This window comes from Rhodospirillales bacterium, assembly GCA_023898785.1.
Classification (GTDB): domain Bacteria; phylum Pseudomonadota; class Alphaproteobacteria; order Micavibrionales; family Micavibrionaceae; genus TMED27.
On record CP060239.1, the window covers coordinates 1,770,042 to 1,788,838 of the forward strand.

Here is an 18,797-nt window from a genome sequence, read left to right on the forward strand (position 1 = left end):
TTTTATAAGCTGACCTTGCCTAGTTATAAGCTGCCGTTACGGCAACGTTGCCTGTGTATGTACCGGCTGCTTGACCTGCGCCTACGTTTAGTGTTCCGCCAAGTTCAAAGCCAGCAACTGTTGCAGCACCCAATGTTACTGTAATGGGGTCGCCGGTAATGGTGCCTGCCGGGTTGTATAAGACGAGAGCATTGACCGTCATTGTGTTCACACCAGAAGAAATCGTTGCTACGTTTGCGACGTCAACCTGAATGTTACGACCTGTGGATCCTTTAAGTGTAAATGTTCCAGGCTGGATTGTACCGCCAATCGATGTTACGCCGCCGGTTACAGAGTTAAAACCGCCATTATCGACTATGATCGTACCGCCAGCACCGGATTCTGTTACGGAACCGAAGTTCAAAGAGTTGTTGGCGGTGATTTGCACCGGGTCTAAAACGATCGCCTGAATGGCGACGCTTGCTGTGGCCGCGTTTGCTGCGCTGCCTAGTGCACCTGCGGCGATTACTGTTGCCGAACTGAGTGCGACCTTTCTAATGGAATTCTTCATTAGATTTCTCCTTTTTTGACTACTTACGACTTAAATTTTTAAGTCCTTATTAGAGTTAATACCCAAACTGATAACACAAAGAGTGATTGTTAAGAACACTATGCCTCGAGTGAGGTTGTGCAGACCTAAATTCACACCATTGTACCTTCTGTTTAGATTAATGCAAGTTGTTTAAGATAAGTTTAATATAGACGTACAACGGTAGTTTTTTTATCTATCCTAAAGGGTTATACGTCTTCTGTAAGCCTTTTCCACTCTAGCTTGTAAAGTTCATATAATTTTTGATTTTTTTTAATTGAATTTGTGCCAATTTTTTTAAATCGGTATTTTTTTGATTGTGTTCTACGCTCTCGTACAGGTTTAGCAATTTTTGGTAGTAGGCGTTGTTTGTTGTTACAATCTTATGTTCTGTTTGAAGTAATGTTTGTTTGTATTTCTCTTCATTTATTTTCGAATCCAGTGTTTTCAGGCTATAGCCTAAAATACGCCGCATGGATAGTTTTGCTGCGTCTTGAGGTATAAAGAGGTGGCTGAAAATAATGCGGCGGGCTTCATGGTGTATTTCGATTGCCGGTATGTAGAAGTCCAAGCCTTTGAGCTGTTCTGGCAGATCTTCCTGATTGATGCCAACATTTAATCCATGAATTTCAATGGTTATTTCGTTATCTAAATTTATTGTTGCCGGGATGGATCGGACAAAGGGCGCGTCTTTATCTATAAAGGCGTAGTGGAGATAGCTGTCAAGAGAATCGAGACGGCCATAGCTTGCCATGCATTGTCCATCGCCTTTGGGACAACGCGCAGTCAGTGAGAGCATTCCTTTATTTGGCGTGTAAATATGATTGTAGTGTGTGCCCAGGATATGATGGTTAAGAGAATCAACTAGCGGTAGCAAAGTGGCGCTGGGTTTTCGCCATTTTTTATGAAGGTTGCAGCGTAAAAGTCGTGTTTTGAAAAAAGTCAGAAGTTCAAGATGATCACGGTTTTGGTCGGGATCTTTGAGGAGTTTGCGCAGTGCATTTGTGTCATCACCCTCTCGTGCTTTAAGCAACATTTTTATTATTGCAGGCTGGTTTGCGTAAAAAAGCCAGGGACATGCTGTGCGGTGTGTTGTGAGCTGGTCTGTCGCATTATAAAGATCCAGCATCGCCTTTATGAGCTTGGTTTGAACGGGACTGGCTTTAGATGCAGTTGACTTGAGTATAAACTGGTCTTTTTTTATACCAATCTCGAATAAATCGTAGGGTAGTAAAAGTTCGTGAGGGATTTGGAAGGCTAGACGAATTTTAAGGTTTTGGTCTGTGTGGGCTGAGATAGAGTTGTTTTGACAGCGAATTTCAATGTCAGGATCTATATAGGCACCATTGGCGGTGAGCGTTTCTGCGATGTTTTGCAGAATTTTTTTGGCTTTTTTATTGTCGGAACTAATGCGAACCAAGATTTAGTATATCCTTGTTACAAACTTAAAAATTATATGCGTATGCTTTCTTACGTGAGATTTTCAGCTATAGTCTTTTTATTCTATAGTTCAAATGTTAAAGCGCAATATACACGTCAATATATGAAAGTCCCAAACATGGAACAAAAAGCCATATCACTTGAAGAAGCCAGTACTTTGGCTGTTCAGCACATGAAACGTAAAAATTACCGTGTGGCGGAAATGGTGTTGCAGGATATTTTATCCTCTGTGCCGGGTCATGGTGACAGTCTCTATTTGCTGGGTCTTGCGCGGTATTATATGGGTAATCTGGATGGTGCGATTGAGCAGATTGAAAAGGCTGTGGAAGATGAAGAGGCGTATGCGGAGTGGTGGTGTAATTATGGCATTATGCTGACGGAGTGCGCGCGCTATGATGAGGCGATCAAGGCTTTTGATAAAGCAATCGCAACGGATGCGGACTACTGCGAATCTTATTGGAACCAGTCGCATGCTTATTGGCTGGCTGGTGAGTATGAAAAGGCCGAGAAAACTGCGCGTAAAGGGGTTGATCTTAAACCTGACAGTGCCGAGGCGTGGCTCAATATGGGTACGGCCGTTGTGCGGCTGGGACGTTTGGAAGAAGCTGTTGAGTGCTGGGAAAAGGCTTTAGAGATTCAGCCCGATTTTGTTTTTGCGTGGAATAATCTGGGTAATGTTTTACGTGAGTTGGGGCGGCTTGAAGAAGCTGCGGACAAATGCCGTAAAGCGCTGGAAATTCAGCCTGATTATCCGCAAGCGCAAAATAATCTGGCGAATGCTTTGATGGATCTGGGAGATCTGCAGGAGTCAGAGCAATTATACCGCCAAGCTGTTACTGGTAAACCTGATTATGCGCAGGCACACAATAATCTGGCGATCAATTTGATTAAGCAATGCCGGTTTGCAGAGGCGATACAGCAGGCGCGGGTCGCGCTATCTTATCAAAAGGACTATTTCGAGGCTCTGTTGTCCTTAAGTACAGCTTGCCGGGCTGTTGGACAGCTTGAGGAAGCTGAAAAAGCTGTGCATCGGGCAACGTTGATTAATCCTGAAAGTGCAGAAGTACGGATTGATTTGGCGGACTTGCTATATATGCAAGATCGTTACGGCGATGCGGAGATTGAACTGGAACGTGCGCGGCGGTTGGCTCCGGATACGCCGCGGCTTTATCTTAAACTTGCTGATGTTTTGCAACGCGGGAATAAGGTCGAGGAGGCTTTGCAGGCGGTCGATAAAGCTGCTCAGCTTAATCCGGAAATGCCTGAGGCCTTTTTGAAAAAAGGTATGATCTGTCATATCTCCAATCGGATTGAAGAGGCGAAGGAGAATTTTGATAAAACGCTGGAAATGAATCCAAAAGCAGCGGGCGCATTTTTGGCCATGGCAGAACTTAGTTTGTCTTTGGGAGAAAAAGAGCAGGCTTATGATTATGTGTGTCGGGCGCAGGAACTTGCGCCAGACTTACCAGCGTTGTTCCTGACGATCAGTAAAACTAAAAAATTTACTGAGGATGATGAAGATTTTCAAAAGATGGTCAAGTTGGAACAATCAGCACGGAATTTCGGGATTGATCAGGCCAGCGCTTTGAATTTTGCCTTGTTTTCGGCTTATGAAGATATTGGTGATGGCGATAAAGCCTTTGAACATTTGCAAAAAGGCAATCAGCTTAAACGCCAGCTTATTCCGTATGATCCGGCGCAGCAGGAGGCGTCTTTTAAGGCGCTGCAGGAAGTGTATTCTTCTGAAAATTTAAAAGCGATGGAGGGTAAGGGTTTTGAAACGGAGCTTCCAGTCTTCATTGTTGGTATGCCGCGTTCGGGTACGACACTGACTGAACAAATTATATCATCCCATGCTGATGTGTTTGGTGCAGGTGAGCTGATGGAAATTGGTACGCTGGATATGGAGTTTGGCTTTCTTAGCGCGGAGAATGCTTTGCGGCAGGGGCAGCGTTATATTGAACAGGTGAAAGCCCGTGATCCGAGCGGGAAAGCCAAGCGGATTACTGATAAAATGCCGGGAAATTTTTCTCATTTGGGAAAAATTGTTTCGATCTTGCCACAGGCCAAAATTATTCATACACGCCGTAATCCTATTGATACTTGTTTGTCTTGTTATAAGCAGAATTTTGCGATGGGGCAGTATTGGTCTTACGATTTGGAAGAACTCGCGCGTTATTATAATAATTATCTGGAGCTGATGGCTTATTGGCGTGAAGTGCTTCCTGAACGGTTTATAGAAATTGATTATGAGGAAACGGTGAGTGAATTTGAACCTCAGGCTCGTGCCTTGATCGATTATATAGGTTTGCCGTGGGATGATGCCTGTTTGGCGCCGCATAAGCAAAAACGCGCTGTGCTTACGGCGAGTAAACAGCAGGTGACCAAGCCGATTTATACAAGCTCGGTGAAGTCCTGGAAAAAGTATGAAAAGCAGCTCGCGCCGCTTATTGAAGGACTTGCCTCCGGTCCTGCTAAGGATTTACTCGATCTTTAGAAGGGAAAATGGCGGGCGTTTTGATAAAAACCTTGCGTGGAGTATATGAAATGCTCAATATTCATCACTATGCTGGCAGACTATAAACATAAAAATCCATCGAAATACCTGTTGGTCAAGTTGTCTTTGGCAACGGTGCTGAGCGTTTTTCCAGGTGAGGTTTCTGCGCAAAGCTTGAATTGTTTCGAGAGTTTGATTTTTGGTGAATTTGTTACGTGCGGAGCGGCGGGCAGTGTAACGGTTCGGCCCGATAATTCAACAACTTCGTCGTGCGTTACGGTTGGGTCTGCGCCGCAGACGCGTGGGCGTTGTGTTGTTACGCAGTCTTTCCCTTTTCGTCCGATTCAGGTGAATGTATCAGGAACCACCACGATTAATAGTGGTGGGAATTCGATGAGTGTAACGAATGTTAATATCGTGACGAATAATGGGGGAACGGGTACAACTGTGACGGCGCCGTTTTTGAATGTTCCTATCGGGGCGACGCTTAATGTCGGGGCGACGCAGGCGAGTGGAACATATACCGGCGCTCTTGGTGTGACCGCAATTTTACAATAGTTTATAAGTCGAACCCTTAAATACAGGTTTTAAGATCATGGCCGTTAGTAAATCTATTCTCACAGTTTCAGCGCTCGCTTTTGCTTTGATGTTTGGCGGCGGGGTTTATGTGTTGAGCCAGCTTAATGTTCTGGCCAAGCCGCTTGTGGAAAAGATTGCATCTGACGCGCTGGGCGCTGATGTGAGTATTGGCGCGATGGATATTTCTTTGCCGGAAAAGCGTGTGCGTGTGCGTGATATTCACATTGCTAATCCGGAAGGGTTTTCAAAACCGCATGCGCTGGGCGTTGGAAATATAGAGGTTGGTTTACGCTCAGTGTCAAAGGGGTTGATTGATTTTGAAAATATTGATGTTGGCGCTGTGCAGGTATTTTTGGAAGTGCAGCCCGATGGGACGAATTTGCACAAACTGAAATCCGGCATCAAAGGTGGAAAAGAGGAAGCAGGGAAAGAACCGCTCAAGGTTATTATTCGCCATTTTGTTTTGGAGGGTGCGCAGGTTTATCCGTCTGTGACGTTGCTGGATGTGCAGGATTTGAAGCCGGTTAAGGTTGCGCCTGTGCGGTTGAACGGGATTGGTGTGAAGGAGAACGGAATTTTGGCGCGCGAAGCGGTGGCGCAGGTTATGGCGCCATTGCTGGAGACTTTTTCGCAAGCTGCCGGAGATGCTGGATTTTATCAGGGCATGTCGCCCGGGGCGTTGAAAGAGATGGGCATGGACCAGCTTGAGGTTATCAAAGAGCAAATTCGTCAGGAAGTCGATAATATCGGCGAGGGACTTAAAAAGATTTTTGATTAGGCGTCTGGATTATCCAAGCGGGCGATTTGTGCGCGGTTGTGTTGGCGTGCACTGAGAATGTGTAAGAAGGCTCTGGCGAAGAGGTCGGCTGCAGCAATGGGGGATATCCCAAGGGGCAAGGAATTAAACGCGAAAGAAAAAAATCCTTGACGAAATAGGAATAATATCCTATACAGGAAGCCGTATACTTTGTGCGATGGGCTGATTGTCCACACCACCGGCGCGAATCCGCCCGGTCCCTTTGAAAAAAACAAAGGGCAAGCCAACAGGGTGAAAGACCGGCTCCAAAGCACGCGACAACGTTGTTGTGATAGCGCTTTGATACCGGGCGCCCGTATCTTTATGTTTTGAAAAAGCTAAAGAATGCGAAAGAACATCTTTCAGATGCTAAAACGCGCTCCTTCGGCTCGTAACGAAATATCTTCGAACCCCTTGCTATGCCTGCTCGCCTTTGGCTATAGTTAAGGACGCTTTATTAATCCTATAAGAGGCGCACCATGCACAAAATTTTGATCCTCACCGCACTGTTTTTCATCCCGTTCACAAACGTAGCCTTCGCCGATGAAATTCCGGTCCCATCTACGCTGAAAGCCGCTACAGTTTTTGCTGATCGTGCGACTCTTACCCGCAGCGTCAAAATAGATCTTCCCGCCGGTAAACATGTCGTGGTTTTTGAAAATCTTCCGGCGAATCTTTTCCCCGACTCTTTGCGCGTTGAGGGAAAAGGAACGGCCAAAGCCACTCTTGGCGCACTCTCGCACAAAATCGTTAACAGCGTTGAACTCACCTCTGAACGTGAACAGGAACTGACCGCCAATCTCGAAACCCTCGAAAACCAGAAAAAAATTATCGCTGCAGAAAAACAGGCCCTGAGTCAAAAACGCCAGTTTCTCGAATCGCTCGCCGCACGGGCGGTTGAAAAAGAGGATGAAGCAATCGCCGAATTTAATCTCAATACAGAAAGCTGGCTGGCCGGAGCCGAGACAATTTACACTGGAATTAGCGAGATCCTGAGAGCAGATCTGGAAAAAAATAAACAGATTGAAGATTTGCAAAAACAAATCAACAAAATCGTGCAAGATCTGAATCAACGCCGCACTGGCCAGAAACAAACCACGCAAGTCCGCTTGCCCGTTGAGGCCACCGGCGCCGGCACGCTTACCCTCGCACTAGACTATCAGATCGGCGGCGTAAGCTGGCACCCGGTTTATGATGCGCGCTTGGATACCCAAAACGGTGCGCTCGAACTCATCCAATACGGTTCGGTATCCCAACGCACTGGCGAGGACTGGAGCAATATCGAACTGACCCTGTCTACTGCCCAACCTCACCGCGGCGCAACCGCCCCGAACCTCCCGCCGATGTGGGTCAGCCTGTATGACCCAACTATAGCCAGACGTCAAAGCGTCGGTGATTTTGGATATGGTATGGCTAAAAGCGTTGTCCCAGCCGATGTTATGGAAACTGAAGAACGCACAGAAATGGATGCTTCGGCTCCAATGCCTGTTGAAGCGATGAAAGAAACTCCCATGCGCACTGCTACTATTGACACCGGCGGTTTCACGGCTGAATACAAAATCCCCGGCCTGTCCTCGATTCCCGCCGATGGCACGCAAACAAAAGTCCTCATCGCCCCGTTTGAAACCGAGACAAAGCTTGAAGTCCACATCAAACCGCAAGCCAATACCAACGCCTACCTGATCGCCAAAACCACACTTAAGGGCGAAGCCCCGATCCTGCCCGGCCCGGCCTTCCTCTTCCGCGACGGCGCTTTCGTCGGCCAGACAGGCCTGCCTTTGCTGCGCCCCGGCGGCGAACATGATTTATCCTTCGGCATCGACGACCAGATTGAAGTCGCTCATAAAACCCTCAAAGACGAACGCGATGAGGAGGGCATCATCATGAACAAAACCAAAAGCGTTGAGCGCCATACGGTCACCGAAATTCACAATTTGCGCTCAAAATCCGTCAATATTGTTCTCATGCAAATGCTGCCCAGTGCCAAAGACAAGAATATCAAGCTCAACATTCTCACCGAGAAAACTACGCCTGGGCTTGAAACCGATCATGATAAAATCAAAGGCCTGAGCGTCTGGGATTTTGCGCTTGATCCGGGCGCAAAAAAAGACGTCAAACTCGGCTGGAAACTCTCGTGGCCGCAGGATAAAACGCTCACAGGGTTGCGCTAAAAGCGGAGAATTTTCCTCCATGGGCAAAGAACGATTGTCCTTTAACCTGCTTTTCCCTACACTTCTTCCATGGTGAACAAGACCACGTCCAAACAAACCCTTTCCCTGACAAACCGTATGCTTGCCGCATTCGGTCGCGGGTCCTTGATCACAGAAAAAGCCCGCCTTGAAGCCTTTTTAAAAGCTTATCCGGGCGAATATTGCGGCTGGTCCAGCGACGGCAGTGTTGTTTACTCGCAGAGCTTTTGCGATGTGCTCGGTATCAAATCCATCGACAAACTTATCGATATTCAAGGGCACCTCGCTCCCAGCGATGCCGCTGCATTGGAAGGGCTGTTCGAACGGCTTGAAAAAAATGCCATTCCTTTTACCACTCATGCAAAAAGCCACGATAAAACCAAAATCTTTAAAATCACGGGCTCGCAAGGTCAGGATACTGAAAACAAAGATCGCTTTAATATTCTCTGGCTTGAAGATGTTACAGAAAGTTTTAAAACCCGCGAGACTTTCGAACATGATGCCCAAATCAAAGCCCACCAGCTCGAGCAGCTTCAGGCTGCTTTTCATGCGTTGCCCCAACCACGCTGGCTGCGCGATAAGAACGGTGAAATTATCTGGATCAATCAAGCCTATAGTGATGCTGCCGGGCTCACCATTTCTACTATTTTAAATGAGCAAAAGGAACTCCCCGCATCCACACGCAAACTCAAAGACAAAAAAGACGCGTCCCTTCCGCCCGGACCGGAACTGGCCGCCTGCGCTCTTTCCAGCGGTGAAAAACAGGAAACACAGGCCCATATCAATATCGGCGGCAAACGCCTGCTCATGAAAATCATCGAAATGCCTCTTCCAGAGCTCAATATGACGCTCGGCCTATGCGAAGACATTTCCCGCATCGAAGAACTAGAAACCGCCCTCAAACGCTATCAGGCCTCCAACATTGAATTGCTCGAACAACTCCGCACTGCTATTGCAATTTACAGCAATGACGCTCGAATCGAATTTTACAATTCAGCCTTTTCCCAACTTTGGGGGCTGGAGGATGGCTGGCTAAACACCAAACCCAAGCTTGGCGAGATCATGGAAAAACTGCGCGAAACACGCCGCTTGCCGGAACAAGCTGATTTTCGCAAATTCAAGCAAAGCTGGCTCGATATGTTCACCTCATTGATAGGGCCGCATGATGAAATGCTCTATCTGCCCGATGGCAGTGCTTTGCGTATGTTGGTCGTCCCCCATTCCATGGGCGGCATTATGATGACCTTCGAAGATGTCACCAGCCGCCTCGAACTTGAATCCTCTTACAACACCCTTATTGCCGTACAAAAAGAAACGCTTGATAATCTCGGCGAAGCCGTGGCGGTGTATGGCGGCGATGGCCGTCTCAAGCTGTGGAATCCGGCCTTTGGCCGCCTCTGGAACCTCAATCCAGAAGACCTAGACGGCAAGCCGCATGTCTCCAAAATTGTCGAAAAACTGAGCGGCTTTTTTACCGCCGAAGAATGGCCGCGGCGCAAAGAAGAACTCACCGCCAAAGCCCTTGACCGCACGATGCATGAAGGCCGTCTCCGGCGCGCAAACGAAACACTGATTGATTTTACCACCGTGCCCCTGCCGGATGGCGGCGTACTCATCACCTATATCGATGTCACCGACACAGTGCGCGTTGAAAACGCCCTGCGCGAAAAAAATGCTGCGCTCGAAGCTGCCGAACAGCTCAAACTTGACTTTCTGGCCAATGTCTCCTACCAGCTTCGTACACCGCTCAACGCTATCATGGGTTTTAACGAAATCCTTGATCAGGAATATTTCGGCAAGCTCAACGACAAACAAAAGGAATATACCCGCGATACGCGCAAAGCCAGCGAACAGCTTCTCGATCTCATCAATGATATTCTTGATCTGGCAACGCTTGAAGCCGGCTATATGACCCTACAACGCAGTGATATCGGCATTTATGACTTCATATCAAATATCCAGAAACGTGTCAGCGATTGGGCTCGCAAAGCTGAAATCGAAGTCCACATTAAGTGTGCTAAAAATATTGGTAAACTCAGCGCCGATGAAAAACGCCTCAAACAAGCCATCATCAACGTGATTCGCAACGCTATTAACTTCACGCCCGCTCACGGCGAAATAACACTCTGCGCCAAACGCAAAAAAGAAGGCATAGAATTTACAGTCCAGGATACGGGCATTGGCATCCGCAAGGAAGACAAACTTCGCATCTTTGAGCCGTTTGAGCGCGCCGGGATTGGTGAAGCCAATTCCAAAAAAGGGCATTCCGGCGCTGGACTGGGTCTTTCACTGGTTAAAAACATTGTCGCACTGCACGGCGGCAATGTTAATCTTGAAAGTGCGCAAGGCAAGGGTACTTGCGTTACTCTGTTCATTCCCTTCACATCCATCGAAACACCTCTCAAACTCCCGCTCGATAAAGTTAAAAAAGCGGCGAAGAATTGAAAAGATGTGTACGGTCTATTCTGGAGGCTTGCCTGTTGGTGTCCCATCCGCTTGAAAACATTCTGCCCAGGTAATCACGCCGCTATCATCGGCGCGGCGTGCACCTCTAATGACAATTTCCTTGCCCGTATCCACGCGGGTTTTACACTCAAACACCGGAAAGAGCGTTCGTAGCGTTACAATTAACATCCGGTTGAGGAAAAACGGACCATAAGAACAAAATTCAACGCGATCCGATGCCTCACCTGTTTTTTCATCAATCCCTCCGGCCTCATCCAGTCGAAAATTTGAACGATGACGCGCTATAATTCCATCAGGACGCATAAATTGTTCGGTAGCGATGGTACCATAGACTTTATAATCCGCAGCATTGCGCACCGCAAAGCAAACAGGCTCTTGAACAATATCAAGATTTTCATTCTGTGCTGCAGCAATCTGCGGCATTAAAATAAGAAAAACAAAAATGAATAAAGCCCGTCTCATAGGGCCATTATATCACGCAAGCAGCTCAAAACCTAATATGAATCCTTATGCGGCGTACGCAAAAAATATTGCATTTTCAGTTATTTAAACATATACAAAACTTATGAAACACATCAGCGATAATGAAAAAGATACAAGCCGTATCGCTGCCGCTTTGGCCGAAGATTTACAGCCTGGCAATGTACTTTTGCTGCACGGAACACTCGGCATGGGCAAAACCGTTTTCGCACGCGCGCTCATTCGCGCCCTTACCAACCAGCACGATATAGACGTGCCCAGTCCAACATTCACGCTTGTCCAACTCTATGACGGCCTGACCTGCCCGATTTATCATTATGATCTCTACCGCATCGAACACCCGGATGAAATTTTCGAGCTTGGCTGGGACGATGCTCTGGCTGATGGCATCACAATCGTCGAATGGCCCGATCGTTTAGGTCCCTACAAACCTCCCCTTTCTCTGGACATTACCCTTTCGAATGCTGACAATGATCCGAATAAACGAGAGATTCTGATTGAGAAAAACGCATGACTACAGCCGCTAAGTCCATGTCCGATAGAGCGTTTATCCTGGCCGCAGGGTTCGGCAAACGCCTGCGTCCCTACACCAACGATATTCCAAAGCCGATGGTCGAAGTGGGCAACGGTGCAATGATTGATCAGGCTCTCGATAAACTCGGCGCTATCGGCATCAGGTCCTGCGTCATCAATACCCATTACAAGGCTGAAATTCTCCAGCGCCATCTGCAAACAAGGCGCAGGCCTGAAGTCATTCTCTCTCACGAACCGGATCTGCTCGACACCGGCGGCGGCATCAAAGCGGCCATCAGCCATTTCGATGCCCCGTTTCTTGTTCTCAGTGGCGATTCCGTATGGGAAGATGCTCCCGGCCAAAATACTCTCGAAACACTAGCCGCATATTGGGATCCGGCGCGCATGGACATCCTCATACTGCTTCAGGCGATCGAAACCATGACCCTTACCCACGCGCTGGGTGATTATGATCTGGACGAAGATGGTCACGCTCATCGCTCCATCAATAAAACCGGACGTTATATGTGGACAAGCATTCGCATCAATGCCCCGGAAATCTTCGGAAACGCCCCAGACGGGCCTTTTTCATATCTGGATTTACTCGACACCGCCCAGGCAAAGGGGCGCCTCTACGGCCTTGTCCATCACGGCGAATGGCATCATATCTCTACGCCTGCAGATCTCGATGCTGTCAATGCCGCCCTGAAAACCAGATCCGGTCAATCATGAATGCTCTAAATGCGCCAGCTAAAAATATCACCACCATTTCCGCCGGGCAGCCCTTTTCTCGCCTGCTGGCTGACCGTCTGCTCGAAGACTACGCTGGTCGCGAAGAAAGCTTAAGCCAAACACTTATCTTGCTGCCTACTCGCCGCGCCTGCCGCGTCCTGCAAGACAGCTTTCTAGCCCTAAGAGAAGCCAAACCGCTTATTCTGCCGCGTATGCAACCCCTTGGCGATCTTGATGAAGAAGAGCTTTCCCTGTCCATCACCGGTCAAACCGGCCAAGATCACGCCTGGTCCTTGCCTGCCGCTCTTCCCGACTTGCAGCGTCAAATCCTGCTGGCAAAACTCATTCGCCAGATCCATACTGACGATAGCCTCTACAGCGCTTCGCATGAACAAACCCTGAAGCTGGCGCAGGCGCTTGGGATGTTTATGGATCACGTCTATACTGAAAATCTCGATATGGCCGATCTGGCTAATCTTGTGCCCGAAGACTTCGCCGAGCATTGGCAAATCACTCTAAAGTTTCTTGAAATTCTGAGCGAGCACTGGCCAAAAATTCTTGCTGAAAAAGGCGTTATTGACCAAGCTGACCGACGAAACCGCCTCATTCTTGCACTGGCCAAACACTGGCAAGCTTGTCCGCCGAAAACGCCCGTTATAGGCGCAGGCTCGACCGGCTCTATTCCTGCAACAGCGCGATTGCTCTCTGTCATTGCCGAGTTGCCAGAAGGTGAGGTCATTCTACCCGGCTTTGACCTGGATCTCGATGAAGACAGCTGGAACGCTCTTGGCGAAACCCACCCGCAATTTGGTTTTAAACAGCTTCTCGGGCGTATGAAAATTGATCGCGAAACGGTAAAGCCCTTTAAAAACGTGCAAAACAACCCGCACAATAATAACCGTCAAATCCTTGCCAGGCAGCTCATGCGCCCTGCCGAAACCGCACAGCGTTGGGCCGAGATTGCTGAGTGCGCGCAAAGCTCCGCTGCGCTGAAAAACGCGCTGGATGATCTTTCTCTCATCTCCTGCCAACATTTACGCGAAGAAGCCGACGTCATAGCTCTGCTCATGCGGCAAACGCTGGAAACACCGGACAAAACGGCCTGTCTTATCACGCCTGATCGTGAACTCGCCGCTCGCGTTGCCGCTTCTTGCCAACGTTGGAATATCACAATCGACGATTCAGCCGGCCAAAATCTCCGCCATTTACCTATCGGCATATTCATACTCGCTGTTCTGGAAGCTATAAGCGAAGATTTTTCTCCCATCGCGCTGCTTAGTCTGCTTAAACAAGGCTTTTGCCAGATGGGTAAAAACGTACAGGCGCATGTCTGCCAAACCACAGCGTTAGACTTTGTCCTGCGTGGCAATAAACCGTCTGCGGGTTTTACGGGCCTAAAAAAGCATATTGAAAAACAAGAGAGTTTGGACGAAAACCTCAAAGCCGAAGTGCTGGGCCTCTTGTCTGAACTCGAAGACATATTCACGCCTCTTCTTGCGCTGCAAGCTGAGCCGAAAACATTCAGGCAAATCCTGCAAACTCATCTGCATATATGTGAATCTTTATGCGCCAGTGAAGACCGGGAAGGCGCACAAAATCTCTGGCACGGCGAAATTGGCCGCCATGCCAGCCGCTTTTTCAGCGAATTATTTGACCATGCTCACGCGCTGGACACACTAAATTTGCGCGATTATGCTGCAGTGCTCGCACATTTCATGAACCAAACCCAGATCCGCCCGGCCTTTGGCACCCACCCGCGCTTGCAAATTCTCGGCACATTGGAAGCTCGCCTGATTGATGCTGATCTGGTCATTCTTGGTGGCCTCAATGAAGGTGTATGGCCGCCTGAACCGGCTACTGATCCATGGATGTCCCGGCCTATGCGCAAAGAATTCGGCCTGCCCGCACCTGAACGCGGCATCGGCCTGGCCGCCCATGATTTCGTACAAGGCCTGTGCGCTCCTTGTGTTATCCTCACCCGCGCCGAAAAACAAGATGGTGCGCCTACCGTCCCTTCGCGCTGGTTGCAACGACTGGAAGCCGTCCTGCATGCAGCAAATCTTGAAACCCCGCAAGGCGGTAATATTCTGCACTGGGCAAGATTGCTGGATCACACAAGCGAAGTGAAACCGATTGACATGCCTTCTCCTTGTCCTCCTGTCGAGATGCGCCCGCGCCATCTTTCCGTCACAAAAATTGAAACCTGGCTGCGCGATCCTTATGCAATCTATGCCCGCTACATCCTTGGTCTCAAAATCCTCGATCCGCTTGAAAAACCTGTCGATGTGGCCCAGCGCGGTCAACTCCTTCATAAAATCCTCGAACGCTACGTTCTTGAAACGCGCGATGCTCTGCCCGATGGTAGCGCCGCTCTCGCCTTGAAAATTGCTCGCGAAGAAATAGACCGGCGCGGCGATGATCCGCATCTGTGGAGTTTCTGGTGGCCGCGCTTTGCAAAGACGGCCCAGTGGCTGGATTCTCACGAGCGCGGCTTGCGTGAAGCTACCCGTAATCTGGCTGTCGAAGCTCGCGGTGAAATCGACATCAAAGCGCCGGGCGGCGATTTTAATCTCACCGCTATTGCCGATCGCATAGACCTGCTTCCGGATGGCAAAGCCGCGCTGATAGACTATAAATCCGGCGGCACATACAGCGCCAAAGCCATCGAAAATGGCACCCTGCCGCAACTCCCGCTTGAAGCCCTTATTCTCGAAAAAGGCGGATTCAAAAACCTGAAACCATATGTAACCGGCTCACTACAATACTGGGTTCTCAATGGCACAGGCGACGGCGCGAAGCTCACAATCTATGACAATGCTTTAGATGAACTCGTAAAACGAACCGCCGAGAACCTTACCGCGCTCATTACCAGTTACGATAACCCTGATAGGGCCTATCTATGTCAGCCCCGCCCGGATCAGGCTCCGCGCTTTAATGATTATGAACATTTCGAACGCGTTAAGGAATGGGCAATCAGCGCTGACTCTGAAGAAACGGAGGCCGCATGAGCGCGCAGGTCGCACCCAGGAAACAAACCGAAACCGTTCGTGAAGTCGAACCCAATGTTTTGCAACGCAGGGCTTCACGCCCCGACGCCTCAGTCTGGGTCAGCGCCTCAGCCGGAACCGGCAAAACCAAGGTTCTGACCGATCGTGTTTTGCGCTTGCTTTTGCCGCGTGAAGAACGCCCCGGCCAGATTATCCCCGGCGCCCCGGCTCATAAAATCCTGTGCCTCACCTTCACCAAGGCCGCAGCCAGCGAAATGGCCCTGCGCATCTCAAAAACCCTCAGCGCATGGGCTATCATGCCGCTTGATGGACCGGAAGGCACAAAAACCCTGTATGCCGAATTGCGCGGTCTTCTGGGCCGTGCGCCCAGTACAATCGAAATCAAAGCCGCACGCAAACTTTTTGCCGACACAATCGATGTGCCTGGCGGTCTCAAAATCATGACCATCCATGCCTTTTGCCAGTCGATCCTCGGCCGTTTCCCCCTTGAAGCCGGTATCAACCCGCACCTCACCATTCTTGAAGATTCCGCCAGTGAAGCGCTTTTAACAGCCGCGCGCAACCGCGCCTTCGCCAACGCCGAAAAACAACCCGGCTCAGAACTCGGACAAGCCCTTGAGCGCATCGCTGCCACCATCAACGAAGATCAGTTCCTCAGCCTGCTCAATGATATTACTCGTGAACGTCGTCAACTTGCGCGCCTGAAAGCCCGTTATTTTGACCTTGAGGGTCTCTACAGCGCTCTATGCGTACATTTGGGCATTGCCCCTCATACAACGCCTCAAAATCTTCTCAACGATGCCTGTAGCGACGAATCCTTTAACGCTAATGCGCTGCGCAGTGCAGCGCTGACCATGCAAAAGGGCAAAGGCCAGGACCAAACTAACGCCGAAATCATCTTTAACTGGCTTGCCGCCTCTACAGAGCAACGCATGCAGGACTTTTCCCTGTATCAAAGCGCCTTCCTGAAAAAATCCGACGGGCAGATTAAAGCCCGGCTGGCGCTAAAAAACAGCATTGAGGCCAACCCCGAAATCCTTGACATTCTCACCCGCGAGGGAGAGCGCCTCATCGCCCTGAAAGACGCTATGGCCGCCAGCTCCAGCGCTGCACTTACCCGTGATATTCTGATTTTAGGGGAAAGTATTTTAGACGAATATGAAATTCTCAAAACCGGCCAGGGCGCGCTTGATTTCGATGATCTCATTCTGAAAACCCTCGACCTGCTTAGAGGTAAAAGCATGGGGCTAAACGCTGTCAACGCTGGAAGTTGGGTCCATTACAAACTCGACCAGGGTCTTGACCATATCTTGATCGACGAAGCCCAGGACACCAATCCAGAACAATGGCAAATCATAGAAGCTCTTTGTGACGAGTTCTACAGCAATGCTCCTGATAACAATATGACACGAACCGTATTTACGGTGGGTGATGAAAAGCAATCTATATACAGCTTCCAGCGCGCTTCTCCCGAAGAATTCGCCCGCATGCAAAGCGATTTCGAACGTAAAACCAAAAATGCGCTGCAAACATGGGACAGCGTCCCCATGAACATCTCATTCCGCTCTACCAGCAGTGTTCTAAACGCTGTCGATTCGGTTTTCGCCGCTGCACACACTCGCAAAGGTCTCAGCGCCCTGCCTATTGAGCACACAGCCTTTCGCCGCGGCCAGGCTGGCCTTGTCGAACTTTGGCCCCTCTTTGAGAGCGACGAGTGCGGCCAGACAGATCTCTGGACTCCGCTTACCAGCGCTGAAGAAGCTCAAACTGGTCGCAAAAAACTCAGCGTTCATATCGCTAAAACCATCAAAACATGGTTAAGCACCCAAGAAATACTCCCCTCAAAAGCGTGTCCCATCCGCCCCGGGGATATTATGATTCTGGTGCGTACCCGCTCAAACCTTGTAAACCAGATCGCTTACGAGCTCAAAAACCTGAATGTTCCTGTCAGCGGTCTGGACCGCATGGTTTTGTCTCAGGAACTTGCCGTACAAGATCTGCTGGCGGCGGCAGAATGCGCGCTCCAGCCTCTGGATGACCTGACGCTTGCCAGTGTTCTTAAATCTCCGCTCATCGGCCTCAATGAAGACGAAATCTTCAACCTCAGCGCCTACCGCGGCAAAAAAAGCCTCTGGGAAAGTTTGCAAGCCAGCGATCATCAGAAAATCACCGCCTATTTAAAAAACCTGCTTACCTTGTCAAAAAAGACAACGCCATTCGAATTTTTCTCCCACATTCTTCAATCCCCCTGCCCGACAGACACAATCAGCGCTCGGCGTGCCATCATGCGGCGTTTAGGAAAGGATACTCTCGATCCCCTCGACGAACTCTTAAGTCTCGCACGCACGGTTGAAAAACAATCCCCGCCCTCTTTGCAAAAATTCATCCATGACAGACGTGCCAGCCATCAGGAAATCAAACGCGAGCATCACAGCGATAACGGCGAAACTGACGGCGAAGTGCGTATCATGACCATCCACGGCTCCAAAGGCCTGCAGGCCCCCATTGTTATCCTGCCCGATACGATCACCAGCGCGGCGAAAGAGGCTGCCCGTGCTGAAAAACGCCTGCTCTGGCCAAACCAGACCGGCCTTAACCTGCCGCTATGGTCTCCACGCAAAGAATGCGATTACCAGGCCTATCGTGAAGCCATGGGCGCGCTTAACCAGCGTCTTGACGAAGAATATCGCCGCTTGCTCTATGTCGCCATGACCCGCGCCGAAGACCGCCTTTATATTGGCGGTGCGCTGGGCAAAAGCCAAAGCCCTGAAAAATTGCCCGGTGGTTGCTGGTACGATCTTATTGCGCAAGGCCTGCAAAACCTCGAAGATATCGAAGACCTGAAAAACGGCGGTTTGCGCCTGACCAATCCGCAGATTCATGAACCGGAAAAACCCAAAGTACCGGGAAAAACCGCTCCACTGATAGAGCCTACGCCACAATGGCTGCACACACATCCGCCATCAGAAAGTCAGACAACAACCATTATCCGCCCCTCACATATTGCCGACACTGCCATCTCCCCACTTCAAGGCACCAACAATCAACGTTTTGTGCGTGGGAACCTGACTCACAAGCTGTTACAGCTTCTCCCGACTATCCCTCGGAAAAACTGGGAAAATACCGCTCAGGCTTTCCTGAAGCGCTACGCAAAAACCCTAAGCGCTGAAATTCGGGGCGAAATTGCCTGCGAAACACTCAAAGTTTTAAATCACCCGGATTTTGCTCCATTATTTGGTCCCGGTTCCATGGCCGAAGTCCCGATCAGCGGCCATTTAGAAGGAAAAGGTCTCATCAGCGGCCAAATCGACCGGCTCTATATTGATGAAAATACAATCTCGATTATCGATTACAAAACCAATCGCCCTCCACCGGAAAATCCGGCGCAAATCCCGGAAATCTACCGCAGTCAAATGCATACCTACGCCGCCGTGCTCAAAAAAATCTACCCCGGCCGCACCATCCACGCGGCTTTGTTGTGGACAGACGGCCCAATTCTCATGCCCCTTGATCTCAAAATCATGTAGCC

Annotated in this window: 12 protein-coding genes; 9 read left to right on the forward strand and 3 right to left on the reverse strand. The window is 49.5% G+C overall.

Annotation, left to right across the window (positions count from 1 at the left end; translation table 11 throughout):
* Nucleotides 1–19: 19 nt before the first annotated feature.
* Nucleotides 20–550 (reverse strand): DUF4402 domain-containing protein, encoded by a 531-nt coding sequence (locus H6859_08945; GenBank protein USO05265.1) that lies wholly within the window; start codon nt 548–550, stop codon nt 20–22.
* Nucleotides 551–806: 256 nt separating this feature from the next.
* On the reverse strand, nt 807–1,988 hold the full coding sequence (locus H6859_08950; protein ID USO05266.1) for a hypothetical protein: 1,182 nt from the start codon (nt 1,986–1,988) through the stop codon (nt 807–809).
* Between the two features lie 138 nt (nt 1,989–2,126).
* On the opposite strand from H6859_08950, the gene H6859_08955 reads away from it, so the two are divergent.
* From H6859_08955 to H6859_08975, 5 genes are all read left to right on the forward strand, one after another.
* On the forward strand, nt 2,127–4,505 hold the full coding sequence (locus tag H6859_08955) for a tetratricopeptide repeat protein (GenBank protein ID USO05267.1): 2,379 nt from the start codon (nt 2,127–2,129) through the stop codon (nt 4,503–4,505).
* Between the two features lie 45 nt (nt 4,506–4,550).
* Nucleotides 4,551–5,063 (forward strand): DUF4402 domain-containing protein, encoded by a 513-nt coding sequence (locus tag H6859_08960; protein ID USO05268.1) that lies wholly within the window; start codon nt 4,551–4,553, stop codon nt 5,061–5,063.
* Nucleotides 5,064–5,100: 37 nt separating this feature from the next.
* Nucleotides 5,101–5,862: a hypothetical protein gene (locus H6859_08965; protein USO05269.1), complete on the forward strand. Its 762-nt coding sequence runs from the start codon at nt 5,101–5,103 to the stop codon at nt 5,860–5,862.
* 497 nt (nt 5,863–6,359) lie between these two features.
* A complete protein-coding gene (locus H6859_08970) occupies nt 6,360–8,051 on the forward strand; it encodes a mucoidy inhibitor MuiA family protein (protein ID USO05270.1) in 1,692 nt (563 codons plus the stop codon).
* 69 nt (nt 8,052–8,120) lie between these two features.
* Nucleotides 8,121–10,514, forward strand: a complete 2,394-nt coding sequence (locus tag H6859_08975; protein ID USO05271.1) for a PAS-domain containing protein — start codon at nt 8,121–8,123, stop codon at nt 10,512–10,514.
* Nucleotides 10,515–10,529: 15 nt separating this feature from the next.
* Here H6859_08975 and H6859_08980 read toward each other — a convergent pair whose 3' ends face one another.
* Nucleotides 10,530–10,997 carry a hypothetical protein gene (locus tag H6859_08980; GenBank protein USO05272.1) on the reverse strand — a complete coding sequence of 156 codons (468 nt, stop codon included), beginning with the start codon at nt 10,995–10,997 and terminating at the stop codon, nt 10,530–10,532.
* Nucleotides 10,998–11,100: 103 nt separating this feature from the next.
* On the opposite strand from H6859_08980, the gene tsaE reads away from it, so the two are divergent.
* Genes tsaE through addA form a run of 4 tightly spaced genes read left to right on the forward strand, consistent with a single transcriptional unit; the run spans nt 11,101 to nt 18,795 of the window.
* Nucleotides 11,101–11,529 carry a tRNA (adenosine(37)-N6)-threonylcarbamoyltransferase complex ATPase subunit type 1 TsaE gene (gene tsaE, locus H6859_08985; GenBank protein ID USO05273.1) on the forward strand — a complete coding sequence of 143 codons (429 nt, stop codon included), beginning with the start codon at nt 11,101–11,103 and terminating at the stop codon, nt 11,527–11,529.
* On the forward strand, nt 11,526–12,260 hold the full coding sequence (locus H6859_08990; protein USO05274.1) for a nucleotidyltransferase family protein: 735 nt from the start codon (nt 11,526–11,528) through the stop codon (nt 12,258–12,260). The genes tsaE and H6859_08990 overlap by 4 nt, the downstream gene beginning before the upstream one ends.
* Nucleotides 12,257–15,268 carry a double-strand break repair protein AddB gene (gene addB / locus H6859_08995; protein USO05275.1) on the forward strand — a complete coding sequence of 1,004 codons (3,012 nt, stop codon included), beginning with the start codon at nt 12,257–12,259 and terminating at the stop codon, nt 15,266–15,268. Before H6859_08990 ends, addB begins: the two co-directional genes overlap by 4 nt.
* Nucleotides 15,265–18,795 carry a double-strand break repair helicase AddA gene (addA, locus tag H6859_09000; protein USO05276.1) on the forward strand — a complete coding sequence of 1,177 codons (3,531 nt, stop codon included), beginning with the start codon at nt 15,265–15,267 and terminating at the stop codon, nt 18,793–18,795. Before addB ends, addA begins: the two co-directional genes overlap by 4 nt.
* The last annotated feature ends 2 nt before the right edge of the window (nt 18,796–18,797 follow it).